21 protein-coding genes are annotated in these 23,296 nt (G+C 40.9%); 9 read left to right on the forward strand and 12 right to left on the reverse strand.

All coding sequences use genetic code 11. The features are described from left to right. Positions 1-432 precede the first annotated feature (432 nt). The gene (locus JL001_RS17775) at positions 433-1,179 is read right to left on the reverse strand and encodes a hypothetical protein (RefSeq protein WP_200978617.1); all 747 of its coding nucleotides are present in this window, start codon (positions 1,177-1,179) and stop codon (positions 433-435) included. Positions 1,180-1,645: 466 nt separating this feature from the next. Between JL001_RS17775 and JL001_RS17780 the strand changes: the two genes are divergently transcribed. After that, positions 1,646-2,197, forward strand: coding sequence for a transposase (locus JL001_RS17780; RefSeq protein WP_200978626.1), 552 nt, complete (start codon positions 1,646-1,648; stop codon positions 2,195-2,197). 611 nt (positions 2,198-2,808) lie between these two features. Beyond that, on the forward strand, positions 2,809-3,564 hold the full coding sequence (locus JL001_RS17785; protein WP_200978628.1) for a sulfite exporter TauE/SafE family protein: 756 nt from the start codon (positions 2,809-2,811) through the stop codon (positions 3,562-3,564). 46 nt (positions 3,565-3,610) lie between these two features. Here JL001_RS17785 and JL001_RS17790 read toward each other — a convergent pair whose 3' ends face one another. The 4 genes from JL001_RS17790 to hxlB form a co-directional block, all read right to left on the reverse strand. Further along, entirely contained in the window at positions 3,611-4,438 is an 828-nt protein-coding gene (locus JL001_RS17790; protein ID WP_200978630.1) for a sialate O-acetylesterase, read from the reverse strand. Positions 4,439-4,870: 432 nt separating this feature from the next. Next, positions 4,871-6,625 carry a hypothetical protein gene (locus tag JL001_RS17795; protein WP_200978632.1) on the reverse strand — a complete coding sequence of 585 codons (1,755 nt, stop codon included), beginning with the start codon at positions 6,623-6,625 and terminating at the stop codon, positions 4,871-4,873. A 345-nt stretch (positions 6,626-6,970) separates the two neighbouring features. Then, entirely contained in the window at positions 6,971-7,597 is a 627-nt protein-coding gene (gene hxlA, locus JL001_RS17800) for a 3-hexulose-6-phosphate synthase (protein WP_200978634.1), read from the reverse strand. Between the two features lie 50 nt (positions 7,598-7,647). Then, complete coding sequence (gene hxlB, locus JL001_RS17805; RefSeq protein ID WP_200978636.1) at positions 7,648-8,223, reverse strand: 6-phospho-3-hexuloisomerase; 576 nt, start codon at positions 8,221-8,223, stop codon at positions 7,648-7,650. Between the two features lie 194 nt (positions 8,224-8,417). Between hxlB and JL001_RS17810 the strand changes: the two genes are divergently transcribed. Further along, a complete protein-coding gene (locus tag JL001_RS17810) occupies positions 8,418-9,260 on the forward strand; it encodes an AraC family transcriptional regulator (RefSeq protein ID WP_200978638.1) in 843 nt (280 codons plus the stop codon). A gap of 208 nt (positions 9,261-9,468) precedes the next feature. Here JL001_RS17810 and JL001_RS17815 read toward each other — a convergent pair whose 3' ends face one another. The 4 genes from JL001_RS17815 to JL001_RS17830 form a co-directional block, all read right to left on the reverse strand. Then, a complete protein-coding gene (locus JL001_RS17815; RefSeq protein ID WP_200978640.1) occupies positions 9,469-10,881 on the reverse strand; it encodes a hypothetical protein in 1,413 nt (470 codons plus the stop codon). Between the two features lie 402 nt (positions 10,882-11,283). Beyond that, positions 11,284-12,258, reverse strand: coding sequence for a catalase (locus tag JL001_RS17820; protein ID WP_200978642.1), 975 nt, complete (start codon positions 12,256-12,258; stop codon positions 11,284-11,286). Next, positions 12,255-13,715, reverse strand: a complete 1,461-nt coding sequence (locus tag JL001_RS17825) for a peroxidase (RefSeq protein ID WP_200978644.1) — start codon at positions 13,713-13,715, stop codon at positions 12,255-12,257. Before JL001_RS17825 ends, JL001_RS17820 begins: the two co-directional genes overlap by 4 nt. Then, the gene (locus JL001_RS17830) at positions 13,697-15,028 is read right to left on the reverse strand and encodes a peroxidase (RefSeq protein WP_200978646.1); all 1,332 of its coding nucleotides are present in this window, start codon (positions 15,026-15,028) and stop codon (positions 13,697-13,699) included. The genes JL001_RS17825 and JL001_RS17830 overlap by 19 nt, the downstream gene beginning before the upstream one ends. Positions 15,029-15,343: 315 nt before the next feature. On the opposite strand from JL001_RS17830, the gene JL001_RS17835 reads away from it, so the two are divergent. Next, positions 15,344-16,234: a PHB depolymerase family esterase gene (locus JL001_RS17835; protein WP_200978648.1), complete on the forward strand. Its 891-nt coding sequence runs from the start codon at positions 15,344-15,346 to the stop codon at positions 16,232-16,234. A gap of 109 nt (positions 16,235-16,343) precedes the next feature. On the opposite strand, the gene JL001_RS17840 is transcribed toward JL001_RS17835, so the two are convergent. Together JL001_RS17840 and JL001_RS17845 are read right to left on the reverse strand one after the other, a co-directional pair. Then, on the reverse strand, positions 16,344-16,610 hold the full coding sequence (locus JL001_RS17840; protein ID WP_200978650.1) for a hypothetical protein: 267 nt from the start codon (positions 16,608-16,610) through the stop codon (positions 16,344-16,346). A 160-nt stretch (positions 16,611-16,770) separates the two neighbouring features. Beyond that, positions 16,771-18,552 carry a carbohydrate-binding domain-containing protein gene (locus JL001_RS17845; RefSeq protein WP_200978652.1) on the reverse strand — a complete coding sequence of 594 codons (1,782 nt, stop codon included), beginning with the start codon at positions 18,550-18,552 and terminating at the stop codon, positions 16,771-16,773. A gap of 254 nt (positions 18,553-18,806) precedes the next feature. Between JL001_RS17845 and JL001_RS17850 the strand changes: the two genes are divergently transcribed. The 5 genes from JL001_RS17850 to JL001_RS17870 all read left to right on the forward strand — a co-directional run bounded on the left by JL001_RS17850 (position 18,807) and on the right by JL001_RS17870 (position 22,741). After that, positions 18,807-19,145 (forward strand): zinc ribbon domain-containing protein YjdM, encoded by a 339-nt coding sequence (locus tag JL001_RS17850; RefSeq protein WP_200978654.1) that lies wholly within the window; start codon positions 18,807-18,809, stop codon positions 19,143-19,145. A 298-nt stretch (positions 19,146-19,443) separates the two neighbouring features. Next, positions 19,444-20,163, forward strand: coding sequence for an intradiol ring-cleavage dioxygenase (locus JL001_RS17855; RefSeq protein ID WP_200978656.1), 720 nt, complete (start codon positions 19,444-19,446; stop codon positions 20,161-20,163). Between the two features lie 79 nt (positions 20,164-20,242). Next, positions 20,243-20,932 (forward strand): hypothetical protein, encoded by a 690-nt coding sequence (locus JL001_RS17860; protein ID WP_200978658.1) that lies wholly within the window; start codon positions 20,243-20,245, stop codon positions 20,930-20,932. A 340-nt stretch (positions 20,933-21,272) separates the two neighbouring features. Next, positions 21,273-22,061 (forward strand): sensor histidine kinase, encoded by a 789-nt coding sequence (locus JL001_RS17865; RefSeq protein WP_200978668.1) that lies wholly within the window; start codon positions 21,273-21,275, stop codon positions 22,059-22,061. Next, entirely contained in the window at positions 22,058-22,741 is a 684-nt protein-coding gene (locus tag JL001_RS17870) for a LytTR family DNA-binding domain-containing protein (RefSeq protein WP_200978670.1), read from the forward strand. The genes JL001_RS17865 and JL001_RS17870 overlap by 4 nt, the downstream gene beginning before the upstream one ends. 243 nt (positions 22,742-22,984) lie before the next feature. Here the strand turns inward: JL001_RS17870 and JL001_RS17875 are convergent, their stop codons facing one another. Further along, entirely contained in the window at positions 22,985-23,278 is a 294-nt protein-coding gene (locus tag JL001_RS17875; RefSeq protein WP_200978672.1) for a GIY-YIG nuclease family protein, read from the reverse strand. Between the last annotated feature and the right edge of the window lie 18 nt (positions 23,279-23,296).

The following is a 23,296-nucleotide window of genomic DNA, read 5'->3' on the forward strand; positions in this document are numbered from 1 at the left end:
ATAAAACAAGAACCGACACTAACCCGCGCTTGCAACGCGGGTTGCTAAATTCAAGCATTTGAAATGAGGCTAAGTGATATAGTGAATTGGTGCGTTCAAAACGCTAAGATTTAAGAGTCCTCGTTGCAAACGAGGACTAGATTCCGTTGTGAAAAAAGAACCGACGCTAACCCGCGTTTGTAACGCGGGTTGCTAAATCCAAGCATTTGCAATGCGGCTAGGTGATATAATAAAATGATGCGTTTAAAACGCTGGGATTTAAGAGTCCTCGTTGCAAACGAGGACTAGATTTAGTTAATAAAACAAGAACCGCTGCTAACCCGCGCTTGCAACGCGGGTTGCTAAGTCAAAGCATTTGCAATGCAACCAAGACAACAAAAAAGCCACTTTCCGAAGAAAGCGGCCTTATTTTACTAAACGTAAAAGATTGCTTTAATTTTCCAAAAGATTCTCCGAAGTCTTCTCTGGACGGCTTTTATTGATCTTCCTATAATAGGCACTGGTGAAGCCTTTGAGCTTTTCAGGATTTTTTCGGAAGACATATTTTCCTGTTTCACGGACTTCGTCAACGGCTGTTTTCAGCAGCGTATAGGCCTTGTCTCGCATGATCTTGGCCTCATTGTTGGTGGCACTCTCTCCGTTCATCTGGGCCAAAAGCTCGGACATTTCACTGGCAGTAGCCTCGGCCAGCTGTAGCTTCTCTTCATTCACCCCAATGGATTTAAGCAATTCCAAATGGGCATTGCCCAAGGCTGCCAGATCACTGAGGTCCTGCACCATATCGGCATGGGAAGTCCCCTGCTCTACTTGCTGAACCTTGGCCAGTAGATCTGGGCGCTTACGGAAGGCAAAGCGGCAATCTGCCTCCAGGTCATTTTTCAATTCAAAAGCCAAAGGAGAATTTTGCTCCCACTTTCGGCGTGCTTCTTCCTGGATATTGAATTCCTTCATCCACAGTGACTGTGCATGGCGTAAGGCTCCGGCCAAGACCGGAAGCTTTTGGGCAAGTTCCCAATCCATACCAGCCTTTTTCATGGCTGATTTTTCATCTTCCACCCATACGGCTAGGTCTGCTGCTTCCTGAACATAAACATCCACTGGCATGGCCGGAATGCTGGCAGCTTCAGTGGGAATGGCAATAAGCTCCTCTAGGATAGCTTCATAATTTTGCTTTGACATAAAAAACTTGGTTTGGTTAAAAAATATGTACACCTAAACCTAACAGGATCATATATTTATGTCAATACCCTGTTTATGGTATTTTTCAAACAGTTCATACTCCTATAACCCGCGTTTGCAACGCGGGTTGCTAAATTCAAGCATTTGCAATGCGGCTATGTGATATAGTAAAATGGTGCGTTCAAAACGCTAGGATTTAGGAGTCCTCGTTGCAAACGAGGACTAGAGTGCGTTGTGAAACAAGCATCGACGCTAACCCGCGTTTGCAACGCGGGTTGCTAAATTCAAGCATTTGCAATGCGGCTAGGTGATATAGTAAAATGTTGCGTTCAAAACGCTAGGATTTAGGAGTCCTCGTTGCAAACGAGGACTAGAGGTTGTGGTGTCAAAACGAAGACTGGAATAAGAAAGTATTTGAAAATCAGTCAAATAATCTTAATTTCAAAACTGATCAAATTTTTTCAGAATGTCGGGAGACCAATATAAGATCACAGATCAAAATGCCGTATATTTTTTAACCTTTACAGTAGTAGGTTGGCTGGATGTATTTACCAGAAAGGAATATAAACTGGATATTACGGACGCTTTAAACTTTTGTCACAAACACAAGGGACTGATAATCTATTCCTGGTGCCTGATGAGTAATCACCTTCATCTTATTTGCAGGGCTGAGGAGCCTCACCAACTGTCAGGAATCATCCGTGATTTCAAAAAATATACCGCAAAAACAATCATTCGGAGGATAGAAAATGAACCCGAGAGCAGAAGTAATTGGATGCTCAATCAGTTTGAATATGCAGGCAGGAACCTCAAGCGAATCAAGAAGTATAAATTCTGGAAAGATGACAATCACGCTAGTTTGTTAGAAAGCAATAAACTACTGACTCAAAAACTTAATTATATTCATTGCAATCCAGTTAGAGCACTTATTGTAGAAGAATCGGAAGATTACCTTTTCAGCTCTGCTAGGGATTATTGTGGTATTAAAGGCTTGGTTGAAATCGAGTACATTGGTTGAAAAGATGCCTTTGGTATTAGCGTTCAAAACGCTTAGATTTAGGAGTCCTCGTTGCAAACGAGGACTAGAGATCGTTGTGAAACAAGCATCGGCGCTAACCCGCGTTTGCAACGCGGGTTGCTAAGTCAAAGCATTTGCAATGCGGCTAAATAATATAGTGAAATGGTGCGTTCAAGACGCTGGGATTTAAGTGTTCTCGTTACAAACGAGGACTAGAGTGCGTTGTGAAACAAGCATCGGCGCTAACCCGCGTTTGCAACGCGGGTTGCTAGATCCAAGCATTTGCAATGCGGCTAGGTGATATAGTAAAATGATGCGTTCAAAACGCTGGGATTTAAGTGTCCTCGTTGCAAACGAGGACTAGAGATCGTTGTGAATCAAGCATCGCCACTAACCCGCGTTTGTAACGCGGGTTGCTAAATCCAAGCATTTGCAATGCGGCTAAATAATATAGTGAATTGGTGCGTTTAAAACGCTAAGTTTTAAGAGTATTCGTTACAAACCAGGACTAGATTCGGAACAATTATATGGTTCAGCCTAAGGCTGCTTCAAGTGATTTTTTTAAGTTTGCGAAACAAAAATATTTCACCCATTGCCTTAGTTGCCAACCTATGCTTTTATCTATCATTTCAGAGATCAACACCACTTCATGGATTTTGAGTTTTTTGGCCGCTTTTGTGATTGGCTTGTCCAAAGCTGGCATCAAAGGAATTGCCATTATCAATGTGACTTTTATGGCCATCGCCTTCGAGGCCAAGCAATCCACAGGCATCGTATTGCCGCTATTGATCGTGGCAGATGTATTTGCCGCAATCTATTACAATAGGCATACCCAATGGAAATATGTGGGCAAATTCCTTCCCTGGATGATTTTGGGTATTTTTCTGGGAAGTTGGGTCGGTATGGACCTTCCTGAGCAAACCTTTAAAATTGGCATGGTCATCATTATCTTCTTGGTTTTGGCCCTTATTGTTTGGTGGGACCAAAAAAAGGTAAAAACGGTGCCTACCCATTGGGCCTTTGCCAGTAGCGTGGGAACCCTGGCTGGCTTTACAACCATGGTGGGCAACTTGGCCGGTCCAATATCCAATATTTACTTTCTGGCCATGCGCCTTCCCAAAAATCAATTTATAGGAACCGCTGCCTGGCTTTTTATGATTATCAATGTGTTTAAATTACCCTTTCATTTTTTTGTTTGGCACACCATTACAAAGGAATCCCTGCTCCTGGATGCAAAATTGATCCCGGGGATTATTCTTGGCTTTGTACTAGGAATCAAACTTGTAAAAATGATCAATGAGGCCTTTTTTAGAAAAATGATTTTGGTATTGACAGCATTGGGAGCAATCATCATCCTGTTTAAATGATGTCCAAAGCAAGCATCTTTGCCTACTCTTCTACCCTGCTTTAGGGCTAATCAGCACCTTGAATTGTTGAACTAAAGACATTGGCATACCTTTTCCCCAGTTCCCGCTGGGCTGCTGAGCTGAAATGCAGGTGATCTCCTCTGTGATCCAGTTCCTCGGATGAAACATAGTAAAGGGCAGGATTTTCTTTTGCCACTTCCCGAATAATTTGGTTAATGCCATCAAAATTGGTAGCCTTTTCCTCAGGTAGGACAAATCGACCTAGCTCTCCCATCACAATCGGAAGGGTGTCATTTCCTATTTCAGCCCTAAAAATTCCAAATAGCTCCAAAAGCGCTTCCTCATAGACCGGAATGTCGTTCGGGTTGGCATTGCTCTCTCCTTGGTGCCATAAAATACCTTTGATCACTCCTTTTTCTTTCGCGTAGTGGACCTTTTCCTTAAAGTTGCTCAAAAGTTTAACCTTTCGATGTTCACGGTCATCTATCCATTGAAAAATCGAACTTCCCCCAACAGCGCAGGGTACCATGGCTATGGTGACGGAGTCTGGTGCTACTTTGAGCATTTCCCGTGCAAAGCTCAAACCACAATCCAGCCCACTGTTTTTAGGTTCATAAAAGTGTAAAGGCTCTCTGGCTACCATCCAGTTGTTCAATGAGTCCATGGTTATAATCCGGCTATTTTTTATCGTGTCGGGCGCTTCAACAGTCCCCCTACCAGCCATATTTGACTGCCCTGCCATCAGAAAAACCCATGTATTTTCTTTGGATAAAGTAGGTGAATTGGCTTTAACTTGACCATTGGAAATGTTACTGGTCTTGCATGCCATTACGCCCAGTATAAAAATCATAATTAAAAATAGTTGTCTTTTCATAGAGAAATCAGGTTGATGTAATTAGTGAAATATTAAAGAAACCCATGTGCTGGTTAGTTATATGTTTCTCTAACCATGCTTTTAATGTGGGGAGGTTGACACAGCTGCGGGCCAGCGGTGGCCTTGTGGGAAGAAGCTTTAGCTGTGTCTTGATTTTTCTTTGCTTCGTTTCTTTTCATCTAAGGAAAAGAAATGAAGAGTTAAGCCTTGAAAACAGACTTAATTGCTAATGATAGCCTTTCCAATTGCTGAAAATTTAAATATCATTTAATATGCTAAAATTTAATAAAACATACAACTAGCCTAAAAGGGCATAGAAGCTTTTAAAACATTTCTTTTACATTCCTTACTCCCCTTTTGTGCTTAGTGGGAAAGTCGATAATGTTGAATCATTCAATGCAACAACTATTGTCCAAGGGATCCATTAGAGCGTTAATAATGGGTATGATTTACCACTTTGTGCTTAAGGTAGGCCAAATCCTCTTTTTTATCCTTACCTGTCTGATGTTCCTTAGCACCAAAAACTCGGATTGTTCTCCCGTCCAGTGTGATAACTTCTTCTGCTCCGTCCCCAGTAAAATCAAACATATGGAATACAGGATCAGGAAAGTGTAACTCCCCTGCCCCTTGATCATTAATTAAAAATTTGAACCAGAACAATTGATCTTTGCCATCCCCCTTCCAGTCTCCTTTTACAAAATCGGGATTTCCATTGATGGGCTTCCAAGGCCACTTGAGAAGCAATTCCCCTTGGTTGGAAAACCAATAGAGTTGGCTCCACAGGTATTGCTCTCCAGCCTGGCGGTTCCCATAGGTCCGAGCTCCAACCACTACTTGTGGTTCGTTCCTATCCTTTAGAAAATTTCCCACTTCTATCTGCTGGGAATGTTCCGCGATATTTTGCCAGATTATTTCACCTGTCATGGCCTCATACATAAAGACACCCGTTTCACTGTTGGCTGTAACAATATCTCTCTTCCCATCTCCATTGATATCAGCGAATTTGTAGTTGTCAGCATGGTCATGATTATCATCCAGAAGGTCAAAACGGTTCCATATTTCCTTTCCATCAGCATCCAATAAAAGTGAGCCCACCAATACCTCATCGACTCCATCATCGTCAAGATCGACCGGGTATACGTAGTGGCCAAGGTTGTCCTTTTTTCTATTTTCTGTATGGTTCCACAGGTGTGTAAGGTCACTGGCATAAGCATCCACGCTAATGGTGCCTCCCATATCGGTTAAAGCCACAATTTCATTGGGTCTGCCTGAGGTAAGTTTTCCGATAGCCAGCCGAAAATTATTATATACATGAGGCAAAGCTTTGGTCGGCCATGCTGTCTGCCTGATTACCTCCCCTGTTTGACCATCCGCTATGACCAACCATTCCTGCTCACCGGACATCCGCCAGTGGACCACTTCAGCCTTTCCATCCTGATCAAAATCCCAAAGCACACCCGGAGCCTCAAATTCAGAGCGCTCACGTCGGTAAACCTCAGGTGACTTCCAAGACCAGAGTTCCGTCCCGCTATTATCAAATGCATGTGCCGAATAGTCTCTTGTAAATACCACAAAGTCTGTTAAATCATCGCCATTAAGATCTCCAAATTTCACGGCATTGGAGGCGGGAATCTCATATTCCTGAAGAAGCTCTACTTCCTCATTCAATTCATGTCCCTTGATGTACCCCTCATCCAAAGTAGAAGACTTAGTGAAAGCCAATACGTCAAATGCTGCCCCCCTGTTTATCCGAGTGATTTTGACCACATTTTCCCCAGCCTTTAGCTCAAAGCTACCACCAGGCTTCCAAGTCATCAGCGAATCATAGCCGAAAATAGTTTCAGTGACCTGATCATTGATGGCTACTTTAAATGAGCCGTTCGGATTACCCTTGCTCCTTACAAAAAGCTGGTATTTACCATCAGTCGGAACGGTAACATGGGTCATAAGATTGCTCAGTGAATTCAACACAATGGCCGTGTTATTGAATACCCATTCTTCTCTCAAAGACCAAGAACTGGCCAAGATATCCCCTTTTGGAAGTTCATAAACAAAATCAGAAGCCGGAACGATAATGGTCTCAGGAATTGGATCATGGTCAGCCGACTGCAATTGATCTTTTGAACCGTCCTTACATTGAGTAAATAATATAACCGTGATTAGGAATAAGTAGGATAGCTTGGTCATAAGGGTTCTTAAATGGTCCGAGAAAGAAAATATAAAATAAACAGGATTCAATATCCATGTATCCTGTCAACCGCAAAGGTACCTGTGAGGATTAAAACACCACCTGAGCTGAATCTAAATTAAACTAAACCAAGCTATTTTGAAATTTAAATTGAATTAACTAAACCATTCGTGTAGCTGAAACCAAGTAGGATTCGTGCGACTGTTGGATATGTTGAAATCGTGAGTTCGAAACACCGAAATTTAAAAAAAATCCTCTCAGACTGTGACTATAACTCTATTCACCATACAAAAAAAGGAGACGTTCTCGCCTCCTTTACCACTTGTTAAATTATTTTCTAAATACTAAGACAAGGCTTCTTTTAGAGCTCTGGCGGCAGCGGCAGGGTCTTCTGCTCCATAAATGGCAGCTCCGGCCACGGCAACTACGGCTCCTGAATGCTTGACTCCCTCAATGCTGTTTAGGTTGACACCGCCCGCAATGGACACAGGTACACCCGCTCTGCTGGCTTCATCAATCAACACCTGAATCGAGTAGCCTGGCTCAGCTTGCTCGTCCAATCCGGCATGTAATTCCACAAATTCTACTCCTAAAGCAATCACTTCCTGGGCACGCTGCACGCGGTCTTTGACCCCAATGGTGTCTACCACTACCCCTTTGTTGTATTTTTTGGCAGCTTCTACAGCCCCGGCAATTGTTGAATTTCCTGTAGCTCCTAGAATGGTAATATAGTCTGCTCCTGCTTCAAAGGCCATCTGCGCTTCCAATGCACCAGCGTCCGCAGTTTTGAAGTCAGCAAATACTTTCTTGTCTGGAAATGCCGCTTTCATCGCAGTGATAGCACTCAACCCTTCACTTTTGATCAAAGGGGTTCCCAATTCAATAATATCGATGTAGGGAGCAACTTTAGTGGCCAAAGCGATGGCATCTTCTGTCTTCAGCAAATCAATCGCGACTTGTAACTTTGTCATAATGTGTGTTTTTATATGGTAATTGTTATTCTATCTTTCATAGCTGTAGCCTACTCCATATTGGCATGACGCTTCCACAGTTCTTCAGGCGTGCTCCCCCCTATTTTCCAAAGGTGCTGGATAAGGGCATCAAAGAGCAGCAAAAAGGATTGCTCAAACAAGCTTCCAGCATACTGCGCCGATACTGTCCCGTGATGATCTTGCTTACCTGCAGCAGGAACGACGATGGTATACTGCGCCAATTCAGCCAGATGGGATTCACGATTGGTGGTGAAGCAAATCACTTCGGCTCCTTCCTTAAAAGCAGTCTGTGCTGCCCGTACTATAGATCCGGTGGTACCTGAGCCAGAGGCAGCGATCAGCACATCTCCCTTTCCAATGGCAGGAGTGGTCGTCTCCCCTACGACATGCACCGCATACCCCAAATGCATCAACCGCATGGCAGCAGCCCTGACCATAAAACCAGTCCTTCCCGCACCTATCAAAAAGATGTTATGGGCTTTTTCCAGAATAGGTACTATGGCATTCAGTGCATCAAACTGAAAGTTTTGGGATACACCGACATGCTCTTTAATGATCATTTCCATCGACTCCTTTACCGTATTGGTTTCTGTTATTGCATCCATTTTATCTATCTTTATACATAGGTTATTGCTTAAATATTAGGTACAAAATTAGCTTGCTTGCCTGGTGTCATTCGTACACTATTAGATAGATGTGTGGCACAATTTGCCCAAGCTTATAAAATATTGGGTGATATTCGCTACTTTTGTGGTACTATATGGAAAACCATAAAACTCACCCTTATAAATCAATGCCTATGTTAAGTGATAAAGTAATCTACATTCGCAACCTGGCGAACTGCCCCCCATCCTATTTGGATGATCCAGGAAGAAAAGAGTTTTTTGAGATTGTTTGGCTTAAGGATGAAGAGGCGCTTCATGTCCCGCAGCATAGTTTCCAAACCTTACGCGGTGATTGGATTTACCTTATTCCCCCTTATCGGGTACATCAATTGAACAAAGCCGGTAAGAAAGGGCTTTTGATTTCCTTTAAGAGGGAATTATTGGAGGGAGACCTCAAGGAGTTCTTGCTCGACGTATTTCGTATGTTCAATATTCAGGGGGAGTTTTCATGTCTTCAAGTGAATCAAGAAAGCGCCAAAAAGCTGCAAACAGTCTATGAACTTATGAATGAGGAATACCTGCAACCCCACTTGAACCTAATCATGATCAAGGCTCTCCTAAAGGTATTTTTATTGCAGCTAATCCAATTGAAGGACCAACATTTTACTTTACAGGACATCAATGAAAAGCGCATTTATGAATTTATGCTACTATTGGAAATGAATTATTTGGAAGAGCGGACTGCTGAGTTTTATGCGGATCATCTAGGCATCAGCGCCAAAAGACTTAACCAAATCCTAAAAGAAAAGTTGAATAAGACAGGGATGCAATTGATCCATGATCGGGTTTTATTAGAGGCTAAAAGACAGATCATACACAGTGAAAATACCATCAAAGAAATTGCCTTCAACTTGGGGTTTAAAGACAGGTCTTATTTTAGCCGCTTTTTCAAATTACATGCAGGACAAACTCCCCAAGAATTTCAATTGAGTGTCAAAAATCATATAAACCATTTCGAAAATACCCTTATAAACTAATTCATCCCTGAAATAGCCTATTTTTATGTGACGATCTAAAATGGCAATGGATCACTATCAAGATGTTGAGATAATACATGAGCCTGTTATGTTGGTTTCATTGCGTTTTCTTACTCTGGTCAGCTGAACCAATGGAACTTAAAAATGAAAAACTTAAAAGTCCCCGTTGGAAACGGGGACTGGAATATCTTTGACATTATGATGTCTCCTATTGCTCAAGATATGCCTTTATCCCGGTGGTGTCTACATTTCCTTGTATGGACCAGGCAAAGTCCAAAAGCAATTGTCCCTCAAAAATCGACTCAGAACGACTGACAAAGGAATTGCCCACATATGGCGTGTTTGAATTGGAAGATTTAGTAAGTGCATCCGGGTTTACTGTCGCCATGCGGTGACAACTCATACAGTTTGTCCGTACGCCGGCATAGGTATTGATTTTACCATCTGCTGTATTGACAAAACTAATAGCATCGTCAAATACTCCCGGTCCAAAGCCAGCTTCTAAATAGGGATTGAAAGCATAATTTGGTGCTCCCATGATATTTTCTCCTTCGTAAGGTTCGTTTGGATCTACCATGTAATAAGCTACCGCCATGGCATAATGACGTGCTGCTCCTTTCAGTTCATCAGGTCTGCTGTCTGCAATGGATTTTGAACTGGGTGCAGCAGGATTGTCCGGATCAGCTGTCCACCAGAAAGTTTGCCAAGTCCAATTGGTAATCTCCCTTGAGGTCACATGCATCCCCACTAAAATAGCTACATCGCCTGGTTTGGCATTGAACTGGTTCCCAATATTCTCCGAAAACTCTTGATTAAGAAAATAAGCATCTTCATCATTAAGCTTGAAATGGATAAAATCATCCAGTGAGTAGGTATTATTGTTGCCATCGCCCTGACCGCTCACATCTACTGTAACATAATTGTTCCAATCTTTTTCTGGAAAGGCAGCCAGTGAATCTATGGTACCTGGCCAAGTGGCGATATCAAACTGGGTTTCACCTCCAGAGGTGGGCAACAACTTAAATACAGGCTTGATCGTAATTGCATTTGTAGGAAAAAAAGGAATTTCTACCCTGTTCTGATTTTTAGCCATGTCATATAAAGTGGTGGCCATAAAAATCTTATTTTGGATGGCATAATCAGAAGCTCCCGGACTGTAGGACACCGACTCAAAGATGCTGTCATTCACTGTTTTTTGTTTGGAAGCAAAATGGGTGAACTGATTTGGAACTTTTAAGTTGGCCCGATTGGATCTTTGGATCGGCTGGTTCTTGATAGAATCAATCATTTCTTCTGGAGTCATCCAAGTCTCAAAAACACGCAAATTTCTGGGGTCTCCAGGGATCTTTTGAGATGTCAAAGAAGTAAGGCCCGTCCAGATACCCCATCCGTGCAAATAGATTTTATTGGTATCCATTTCGTGAATCCATTGATTTAGAATGGTGGAATCCTCAGGGAAATTAAAGCCCGGGATATCCAATTTCGGAAAATTGGCTGGCTCGACTTTGTCATAGGTAAAATGCCTCAAAGCATTGGCTGAAGTTTCCTCTTTCTGCTCATTGCAAGAGAAAAGGATTAACAACATTACAGCAAATAAATGGTAATTGAATTTGTTGTTCATAATCGTTGTATTTGGTGAAAAAAAATTGTGTTAACTCGTTAGATTTATCTTTACATTCTATCCCTTGAGAATGCTGGAAATGGAATGGTTAAAATACGCGCACTTAAAAATGTACCCTCATTCAGACTAATCTGAATCAAATCTATATTGATTTGCACAGTTGGATTTTCAAACTATCCAAAAACTATAAGTTCTTAGATAACGATATTTGAGCGCACCAATCTGTAAATCAACAAGTTTATGGTACAACGTTTCAACAATAATGGTAAAGCTAGTTATTTTACAACTTATTTTCATTAAGCAAATAGATTTTTATTACCTAAATTTGGAGTTTTATTCACATAAACAGTTAGTTTATCTTTATTTCTAACAACTTAGCGTTTGTGATCGAGGCGGTCCAAATCAAAATCCCACCCCATTTCTTTGCTTTCTAAAATCAGCCAAGATACCATAGACTGCCTTACGAGCCCTATTGATACCTCCAAGGGGCCGGTGGCTTTTGAGGGCATGCCAAGGATTGAACTGGAGGTTTTCACCTAAGGTGATCCTTTCCTGTGAACTGAATTCCTGCTTGGGGATACAAATTGTGGCCAAAGTTTGAAATGTTGTTTTCCATTGTCGTGAAGTGTCCTCAATGGGTTCAGAAGCTGGGTCTTCCTGAAACTGCACCATAAAGTCAAAATAGGCATCTTTCGTGTCCATATCCTCCATCAAACGCTGCTGCAAAAAAAAGTCAGTGCCCTTATGGGGCTTGCCTGAGGTCTTGGCCTTGTGCGGTTTGACCCCATATTTTACAGCAGTCCCTTCCCCAAATAGTATGGGAGCTCCAGAGAAATACATTTGTTCCAAGACATTGTAAAAGCGCTTCCGGTATTTGAGGGTCAAAGCAATCCTTCGCCAGTTACCCGGATCCAATACATAAAAAATCGCATGTGGCAAGCCATAAATCAGCATTTTCATGGCTCGACGATAGTTAGCGACATGTCCAGGGGACAATACAGGGCTGGTGGTCATCAAAAAATCCTGTGCCTTTTCAGCATTGGGTTCAATAAAGTCTCCAGCCACATCCATCACTTTAATGGCCATTCCCAATCCTGATGGTTTCTTGTCTGAAGCTTCCTTCGGAGGTGCACTGGAAAACCTCACCCAAGCATCATAGGTCTTTGGTATACTGAACAGTCCTTTCTTCAAGTTACTGGGCAAGCCATCCTTGACTTCAAAAGTAGCTTTGAGACAGCCATGCATTTTGGGATGAAAATGCCGTTTGGTTTTGCCCGGTGCATAAGTCCGCTCCAGAAAACCCTGCATGTCCTGAATGATCTCCTCAATATGCTCATCCTCATGGAGAGGTATTTCTTCTTTTCCTAACTCTTTCATGGCCTGGACAGGTAGGTTAATGCTTTGATACCCGGAAAAAAGAAATAAGCTCCACCTTTAACAGCAGTAAACTGGGGCATATTTTTATAACGCTTTCTTACTGGTTCTTCAGGAACTGTAAATGTATCGGTTACATGGCCGTCCTTTTGATAATGGGTGCCTATCAGCGGATCAGAATCCTCATATAGCCCACCGAATTTATGGAACTTGACCCAAGCATTTTGGATAAATTCAAACTGTCTGATCAGGTCTCCCACAAAACAGATAAAATGGAGGCCCCTCTCCTTTCCATCATCCGCTGCATCCATCAAATCCTCGGTTTTCATACTTTCTGCAAGCGGAGTTCCATAGGTTCTTCCCCTTCTCAAGATTCGATGTTTAAGCACCATCTCCTTGGATTCTAAATCGGTCTTTTCGGTTAACAAAGAATCCCTCGGATTGGTCCTTCTGATATGCGCTCCGATAGGGCATTTAAGCCCATTGAAATCCTCTTTCCAGTAATTAAAGTCATTGTCGTTGGCATACTGTCCATTATCGGCTTGAGGAGCTTTGACCAATGGCGCACCGCTGGGCCACCTTCCCACCATTTTACTGGCTAGTTTCACCGCCTCATTTTGTCCGTCACTTGCTGATGCGGTCTGCTCTTTCATGTATTTCCAAAAGCAAGAAACATCTTGACTTAATTGTCTGAAAACCAAATAACTTCCGTTCTTACCAAAATCCTTTACTTTATGGTTGTTAGGATGGTTGGGAAGTAAGTCATCGGCATCTTCTACTGTCTCCAAAATGGGACTATCAGGGAACTGGTCATACCAGTTTTTATAGCCCAAAATAAACTCACCTGGAGGAAGAATATCTTCATTCGCATCATGCTGCTTGCTACTAAAACCGCCCACATAAGGCTGGGAAATGCCATCTCTAAAGCCAAAATGTTCTTTGAGGTTAGGCAAAGTTTCTGTGGCCAGCATCCTTACTTCTTCAATTTGATGATGGCCGAATAAATTATGGTGTTGTGATTGAGCTGCTTCTAAGGTGCCATTGTCCTTGGCATAGAGCATAAGAAGCGCATGCACAGTTGCATTACTAGGCCCACCCCATTCCCAAAGTTCAGGTGAATTGACATGCTCATCTCCGAGCACAAAACTACGGTGCTTTTCCGTCATGCCTTCCTTAAACTGTCGCAAAAAAGATCGTAATGTCTTTTCTGGTAGTGAGAGGTATTTTAATCCTTCGTAAGTAAAAGCCAGGTGTACGGCCAGATCATCAGGAGAAGTGGACGCCTTTGTTATCTGCGGAATACTCTTTTGGAGATAGGACTTTGTATCCAGTAGATCATTAAAGCGAAGAAGATGATAAGAGGCATAGGGAAGCTTGGAGTAGCCTCTAACCAAAAGCCCTTGAATGTCTTCCTTTTCCAATGTGGTATTTGGATCCCATTTTATAGTCTGAGCAGCCATTGTTTAATTTCTTTTTCGTCCAAATTGCCAAACAAACCTTTATGGATGGCTTTATTGTTTTCTAGGTTCAAAACGCTGAGTTCCGGAAAGGTGCTGTACCAAAATCCAGTGATTTTCTGATGAGTCCTTACTCCGGTGATGTAGCCTTTGCGGTCCTTTCCTCCCCCTCCAACTGCCCATTTGGTGGCTGGAAAACCCGATGCATGCCCAAATATCAGGTTAAGGTTTCTGGTCCTTTTGGTGGAGTCCACAAAGTCATGGGCATAGCCTTCCGAGGTGTTGTCATAATAGGCAATAAAGACCAAGCGCCTCCTTCCATCAGCCTGAAGCCATCTGGCGGTGTGAACGGTAGGAATATAAGAAAAGGCCCTGACCATCGGGACAATGCGTAAAGTGAAAGCCAGAAAAAACCCGCGGATAAAGCCCTTTTTTAATGGTGAAATGACACTCATTTCATTCTTGACAGGGTGGATTTCCCTTGATGTAATGTCTAAGATTCTTTCGTCAGAAACTTCCTCCAAAGGTTCATAGGGTATATTTTCATCTATTCTCAACAGCACCAATAAAATTCCTATAAGTCCAATGAAAGCACAGAAAATGATCAATCCAACCAGCATCAAGGGATGGTGGAAAAATGGATATAGGATGCCCAAAACCAATGAGCTACCCAAAATAAACAACCAAAAGATCAAAGCTCCATATAGGTTTAAAAAATCCCCAAATGATCTTTTATAAGGTTTCAGTGCCCATGAAAGTTCCGGAATGGTCCGAACATGATCTTGGATTCTTTTCCGTACCTGACCAGAAGTCAAGCCTTCCAACCCCGTTCTAAAAGCATCTGAATCCAGGTATTCCTGAATAGCAGAGCGAAGTTGATTTTGCTTAAAGACCAATTCTTGGGTAACATACTGAAAGCCTGTATAAAAGGTGTTTTTGATGGACGACTTCCTCAAGAACTTTAGCATTTGTTCTACACTTGGCTTTTCGGAATAGTGGTATTCCTCACACTGCTTATAAACTTCATGCAGACCTGACAGCCCCACCTCTGCCAACTCCCTAAGGTGTTCTCTTTTGGAACCCGTATAGCTAGTCATCAGCAATAGGCGGGCAGGTAAGGTTCTTCCACTGGGTGCCACTTCCTTAGGTATTATTACCCAAGTGATAAAATGAGTGGTTTCCAGGTTTTTAGGATTAAAGGATGGATGGTCATACTTAAAATCATCTTGCAGTGCCTCTAAAACATCCTTCAGCGCATCCATCCCTTCTTGCCGAATTCGGTTGGAAGCTGTAAATCCATCATGAATAGTGCCCATATTTCCAATTGTTTTGCTGGCCTTACTATAAGAAAATCAGACTTCATTTCCTTATTGATGCGTTTGGTAATTGGTCAGCTTGTTAAAAATAGAAAAGTTAATTCGATTGATAATATACTCGGGTTGGCTTAAAGTATTAACAAATCGGTGGCAGTAGCTTATTGAATAAAGATAATAAAAACTGGAAGTATTTCTATACCGTAATAGGAGTATTTACAATGGTTTCAGTCAGGTGGATCTAAACGATATTGGATCAGGATTTAAACCTACACACTTTTAAATTGTCTATATTAACACAAATCCTTACTATCTGTTATGATGATGAGCTACTTATTTTTCTTCAATACACTATTAGCAGTTATTGATTTTTTTCCACAAGATTATCTTTATGATTCCAAAGAATATTCAATCATGGTGGATGGTTTAGAGCGGACATATTTGTTTGAACCAATCCAAGATCAACCTGAAAAGGTCCCACTATTAATTGTTTTGCACGGTGGCTTTGGAAGTGGAAAGCAGGCTCAAGATAGTTATCAACTCACCCCTATTGCACAGCAACATGGCTACGCAGTGGCCTATCCTGATGGCCTCTCACGCGAAGGAAGGCTACTAAAGATAAGGACGTGGAATGCCGGTGGATGCTGCGGTTATTCATCAGAAAATCAAGTAGATGATGTTAAGTTTATCAGTAATTTGATAGATAAACTGGTCAAAGAAAATAATATCGACCCTCGAAAGGTATTCATCACGGGCATGTCCAATGGCGCCATGATGTCCTATAGGTTAGCTTGTGAAATTCCTGAAAAGATCCGGGCCATTGCTCCAGTGGCAGGAGCTATTCTACCTGTGAAAAGCTGTGGCTCACCAGTACCCATCATCCATTTTCATTCCATGCAAGACCAACACGTTCCCTTGGAAGGTGGAAAAGGAAAAGGTCCATCAGGTTTTGTTTTCCCATCTCTGGAAGAAGTCATGTCTACCTGGGAAGCTATCAATCAATGTAAAGAGAGGGATGTCACACAACAGAAGGGATTTACCCTTTACCAGTGGAATGAAGGAGCCGTCCCAATGAAATATTATATCACTGATGATGGTGGCCATTCCTGGCCTGGAGCCGAAGGAAAACCATGGAGAAGAGCCGATGCCCCATCCACAACTTTGAATGCCAATCAACTGATGTTTGAGTTTTTTAAAGAATTGGAGTAAACCCGGACGATGGAGAGAAGTTAATCGTAAACAACTTTTCCTTAATCTGAAATTGAAATCGATTGATTTAAAACACCAATTAGTCAACAGTCAGCCATATGTCTAAAACCTAATGTCTATTTTCCAACATTATCCTGGACTCCGAGTACAAATCATAAATAGCAACCAAGCCCTCTTGACCTGTATTGTTTGGGTACCATTCTTGTCCTTTTAATTCATCCCTACTTTCTGCATAAACAGGCTTATAGGCTTCATCTACCACATTCCAGATGATCATAAGGTAGTTATAGGGAATCTTCTTTTCGCGGCCTTGCTCTAACCAAGTTTCAAAAAGTGCTTCATCAAGAGGTTTGGGGTAATCAGAGCTGTCAAACATAGCTAGTATAAAATGTCCTGTAATTCTCCGAAAGGTAGTGATCAGATTTTTACAAGCCAAAAATGCTATAAATCATTTTCTTATGGTTGATAAAAAGCAAAAAAGCCAGGCCAAGAAAGCCTGGTTTTTAACCAAAATTAAATAAACCCACACTAATTAATTATCTTATAGTCGTGATGGTTTTGGAAACTGAAAAGGAACTTACCAAGCTTCCACCACTGAACGATCCATTGGAATAAAGCCCATCTGATACTTCACCAGTATCTGTTCCTCCAATGTAAATATTATAATTACTGCCATTGGACAATTCAGGAGAAGAAAAGGCTACAGAAGCAAACTGCTTCGAAGGGGCAAAACTTACTAAAGTGTTTCCTGAGGCATCCTGGAGGGTAAAAAGTGTATTGGCGCTCTGCTGGTTCAAATAAACCAAAATCGCATTTTGCTCAGAAGATGAACTGGGTGCCTGGGCCATATTGGAAGTTCCAGCAGCAATCAAAAACCCTCCAGATATTTTGAAAGAACCATCATAATCCAAAGGTCCATTGGCACCAGAAGAAGGGCCATTTACCAAAACCGTACCTCCTGTCATGGAGATAGATCCATTTGCATCTATGCCATCGCCTCCTGCATCCACTACTATATACCCACCTTGAAAGTAGATATAGCTGTCACCGGATGAACCAAAAGGATTTCCTTGACCAGGCCGCGTACCGGAATTATCATTCCCTCCTGCGGCATTGATCCCATCATCACTTGCCACCAAATGGATATTGCCATCATTAATGGTGATGATGTTGCTTTCCAATCCTTCGTAAGATTTGTTGACTGTAATCTCTCCTCCATTAATGGTTAATTCTTCATCCGCATGTACCGCATCATCACCGGAAGCTATCTGGAAAACCCCTGAATAAATGGCCATATTTCCGTCAGAGTGTAAAGCATCATCCGCGGAATCGATATTAAAAGTCCCTCCTTCTAGGAGGTTGTTCACTCCTGCTTTGAGTGCTTTTGCAGAGATATCTTCATCATATTGACTACTCCCATTTCCTGTAGTTATCTCAAAGCTTCCGTTGGCAATCATCAGATCTGTTTCAGCTGCAAAACCGTCACCCTCCGTAGTATTCACTTCAAATATCCCGGCTTCTATCAAGATATATCCTCTATCGGTATCTTCATCATTGTCTGATTTAAATGCATCCCCAGTAGTGTTCATCTTAAAATTACCATCTCTGATCACCAAATAATCTTTACCCCGTATACCATCATCAGCACTGTTGATTGTAAATTGACCACCATTGATGATCAAACCGTCTTTACTGCTAATTCCATCATTATAATTAGCAGTGACAGTAATCGATCCAGGGCCATAAATGGTCATGTCTGCCTTGCTGAAGAAAGCAGCATTAGGTTCATCTTCACCTTCCTCATATATATATTCCGAAGCATCCGTAAAACTATTGAAAGTCCCTTCTGGCAGGTAAACAATTACTTTCTCTGCACTCATAGCCGCAAAAGGTGCATTGGTAGAATTTCCAATTGACACGCCATTTAGAATGATCTTTACGGATTCTTCATCTTCTGTATCCACTAAAAGTTGTCCGTCGGATAATGTGCCTTGGATCAAATATGTTCCTGCAGCGTCAATGGTTACAACTGTATTTTCAACACTGGCACCTGACCCAACTACTTCTATCGAATTACCATTGAGTTGAATGAGGGTGGATTCAGTCAATTCATAAGTTTCATCTCCAGAATCCTCATGGTCTGATTTATTGCTTTCCATAGCTTCCGCAATGCTAGCACTGAAATAGGTTTCGTTTATTGGGGCCTCTTCATCTTCTTGGTCATCGGAAAAGGGATCCAAATCGCTATTACTGGCACATCCAGCCACTCCAAACAAGAGCATCAAGGCAAAGACATAAATTATTTTAGAATCTTTCATAATGATTTAAATTGTATCTTTTAATTCCGGTTAATCTCCTTGCTTACTTTTACCGGTCCTAAATTGTAACACGAATCTACAAAGCCTATTATACTGCTTTTGTAAGATTGCGATGTAGTTTAGAATTTCTGCGATGAATTGATCTGGTTAGCCCTTAATGCTAGGATAGCATTTGCCTGATACTTCATTGAATTCTATCCGTTAAACTTTTTAAGTAAATGTTTAACTTTGGCATTTACATCAATAAGAATAAAATGTCTGAAATTATCCCATGCCCTAAATGTGGCTCAGAATATACTTATCCAATGGATGCATTGATGGTTTGTCCTGAATGTGCACATGAATGGAATCCTGAAGAAGTAGTAGAAGAGGAAACTGGCTTGGTAGTCAAAGATTCCAATGGAAATGTGCTGCAAGATGGAAACGCTGTGGTAGTCATCAAAAACCTACCTGTAAAAGGCGCTTCTTCCCCTATCAAAGCGGGTACAAAAGTAAAAAACATCAGACTGGTTGAGGGTGATCATAATATCGATTGTAAGATCGATGGATTTGGGAGCATGGCATTAAAATCAGAATTTGTAAAAAAGGCATGATATAGTAGAGAATAGTAAGTTTTGAGTATTGAGAAATTATATACAAGACCTGGCTCCCTTAGTATATTCCTCTTTTTTCTAGTCTCCTAAGCAATATTTCTTTTTAATTTTTGGGTTCAGAGATACATTTTTCAGTATCTAAATAAATGATAATGAGTATTGGACTCCCACTTTTCAACAAGCTCATTTATCGCATTATTCACCTTGTTTATCGCAATTCTCCCTAAACAGAAATCTTTCTTATTTTCTTTGGATGATGAAAACAATTCAAAACAAGTTAGCCAAAATTTGACATCACATGGAAAAGAGAACATTCTTAAAATCATTGAGTTTGGGGGGCTTAGCATTCCCTTTTCTCACCTATTGCATTGATAACTCAAATGCTGAAGTCGAAGATGAAAATAATGGTACAGGAGATGGTTCTTGCACCACTACTGCCTCAGAAACAGCAGGCCCCTTCCCCACCAAAAATCCATCTTCTTTACAAAGAATAGATATACGTGGAGATAGGACAGGCATTGAAATGGGCATTGAAATTACTATACTAAATAGAAACACCAGTTGCGAGCCTTTGGAAATTGCCATTGTAGATATCTGGCATTGTGATAAAGATGGCAACTATTCCGAATATGGCGGTACAGGTATGCAACCAACTGATTATACGGGCGATCATTTTTTAAGAGGCCGACAAACCACAGATAGTAATGGGAAAGTTGCTTTCACTTCCATTTTTCCAGGGTGGTACCGAGGCCGTGCCACCCACATTCACGTCCATGTTTATAATGCCTCTGGAAATTCTCTTTTGGTAACACAGATTGCTTTTCCAGAAGGTTCTGACAGCGCAGTAGTTCAGGTTAATGCATCATCAGCAAATGGCTATACGCAAGGTATGAGTGGCTATACTTATAATTCCAATGATAATGTGTTTTCAGACGGAGTGGAAACAGAAATGTCCAATATCTCTGGAAGTATAAGTGAAGGCTATAGCCTTACTCACTCCATAGTGGTAAACGGTTAAACCCGCTTTGGACCAGTGATGGCAGCACACATGTGACTTCCTCATACATTTAAGTTTAAAGACCAAAACGCAAATGGAAATGAATCAAAAAAACCGCATAAGATTGGCTAGAGAAAGGACTTTGGATCAAAGTGACAGCTTACAGCGATTTTGGGTGATTGACCCTAAAGCTGATGATCAGAGCATGTCACAGCCATTTTCAGATCTGAAAAGCTGTCAGGACAGCCTGTTACTTCCGGGAAAATCAAACACTTATTCATCAACTGATTCTTTTACCATGCTTTTGGTACCCTTAACAGGCAATATAATTATTGAAGAAAAAAAGACCGGAGATATTGAGTTAGGTACCCTCCTGTTTTTCAAGGTGAGCGAAGGACAGGTATTTAGACTGATTAACCCTAATAAAAATACTCCGGTCAATTTTCTTTTAATAGAACTTATAGAAAGGGGCTTGAATGAATCGAGAATATTAAGATTTGATAATGTAGCCAATCGCCTCAATGAGACAGTTTGCGATAATCATAAACTATCCTCTTACCAGTACCTCAAGATTTCCATGGGAGAATTTAAAGGCCGTACTGACATTAATTATTATTCCCCTTTTCTAGAAAATGATCTTTTCGTATTGGTATTATCGGGTGCTTTTGAAGTCAACGACTGCTTACTATCAACCAGAGATGCTCTTTCCCTTGTCCGCACCAGTCAATTGGAAATGGAATCTCTCTCCAATAATGCTTTTGTGTTAGTTCTTGATATAAATAAATCATAAATTTTACTTATCATTAAACTAAAAGTACCCACTGGTGATCAACAATAAGAACAATTTGATTTGGCACATCTTAGCCTGCTTGGCTTTTATGGCTTTACCAGCCATAATTAGTCCTCACCCTCCAGATCCTAATTACCTCTTATCAGGCCCAATTATTAGGGACTTTATCTCTAATGGACTTATGTTGGTATTTTTTTATTTCAATTATTATATCTTAATTCCAAAGCTTTACTTTAATCGCTTATATGTTTGGTATGGGTTAATAATTGCTGCTGCGTTTGCCATAATTATTTTTGTACCATCTTTACTTACTGGTTTCAACCCATTTAACTCGGCGCCAATGTCTTTAAGAATGCCTGAAATGATATCTAATAATATGCCGAGGCCAGAAAGATTGATACCGAGAAATGAACATCGACAAGTTCATGAGCAAAACCTGACCACCTTCCTCACTATGGTAAGTCATAATATTTTACTCTTAGTGTCTGTCATCTTATTTTCTATTCTGCTAAAGACCAGTGATCGCTTGTTAACCACAGAGAAAGCAAAACATGATGCTGAATTGGGTTCTCTAAGAAATCAAATAAAGCCCCATTTCCTTTTTAATACCTTGAATAGCATCTATGCCATGGCAGTAAGGGATAAGTCTTCTGGCACAGCCAGCAGTATCCTAAAACTATCAGGTTTAATGCGCTATGTAGTAAGTGAAACGGGTAGGCAATATGTTCCCTTGGAAAAAGAACTTGCCTATCTGAACGATTATGTCGAGTTACAAAAAATCCGGTTGGACAAAAAAGTAAAGTTTTACTACGCAGTGCAAGGGAGTCCAATTGGTTATAAAATTGCCCCATTACTACTCATTCCATTTATCGAAAATGCCTTTAAGCATGGGGTAAATCCAGATGAAGATTCACAAATTAATATCAGTATTAATGTAATGGATAAAACTTTGGATCTGATAGTAGAAAACAACAAAGTAAAAGTACTGCTGGATGAACATGAAACAAGTGGAAGAGGTATACTCAATGCTAAGGAAAGATTAAGCCTATTGTATCCTAAAAAGCATCTCCTAACTTTAAATGAAGATGAATACCTTTATCGAGTACACCTTAATTTGGAACTTTCATGATTAAAGCCATAGCCATAGATGATGAGCCACTTAGTTTGGAAATCTGTCAAGCTTACTGCGATGAAGTAGATTTTATCCAATTGGAAAAAACTTTCACCCAGTTAAAGGAAGCGCAATGGTACCTTCAAAATTATCCAGTTGACTTAATATTTTTGGATATCCATATGCCCAGCATGTCAGGTATCGAGTTTTACAAACAGCTTGACCAGGAAACCATGGTGATCTTCACTACAGCCCATAGCCAGTATGCGCTTGAAGGTTTTAATCTGAGCGCTATTGACTACCTTCTTAAGCCTTATCCCCTAGAAAGGTTTATGACAGCTGTCAACAAAGCTAAAGGCTATTTCCAATACCAACATCAGCAACCTCAAGTTCAGGAAGACCTTTATGTTCGTGCAGACTATAGCCTAGTTAAAATTCCTATTGAGGACATACTTTATATTGAAGGATTAGCGGATTACTTAAAGATCCATCAAGAAACTGGAAAGCCTATTATCACCAGAATGACCATGAAAGCTATTCTTGAAAAGATTCCTTCTGATTTTATAAGAGTTCATCGATCATATATCGTCCCAAAAAAAAGGATAGATAGTATTCGCAATAAAAATATCCATATTGGCAACATAGAGATTCCTATAGGCAATACGTACAGAGACGCTGTAGAAAAAGCTATAGGTTAAATGATATATGTATTCTAAAAAAGCCTGCCTTGTCAAATAATACTTATTTTTAAGAGAATCCAAATAGGTGGATCATTGTCACGACCTAACATAAAAATTTGGCATAATCAAAAAATGGTAACTGCATTAGTTTCCCTTAATGAGCCTCCTGTCGGGATCGTCCCGATAGCCATCGAGGACAACGACCTACTGATTACAAGTCTGTTGCTCTATCATCACGATGGCTATCGGGGTAAGAAGACCCTAATCGGCATATTTGGACAATAGTTTTTCACTTATGGCTGGAAAATGCTTTAGGTTCTCAAGATACTTTCTCGATTTATTCCTCTTAATATAGCGTTCTATTTCATGAGCCTGTCTTTTTGACTTACAACCGAGACTAAAATAAACTTCCCAATCAGAAGCCCTATGTGTAAAGCTACCTGAAAATACATGTTCATTATGTTGGGAAAGGCGATGAATCAAGTCCTGTGTATAGCCAATATAAAAAGTATCGATAGAAGGAGAGTACAATATGTAAACGCAAAAATTTGACATAATCAAAAAAGGGTAACT

This window comes from Echinicola sp. 20G, assembly GCF_015533855.1.
GTDB lineage: Bacteria > Bacteroidota > Bacteroidia > Cytophagales > Cyclobacteriaceae > Echinicola.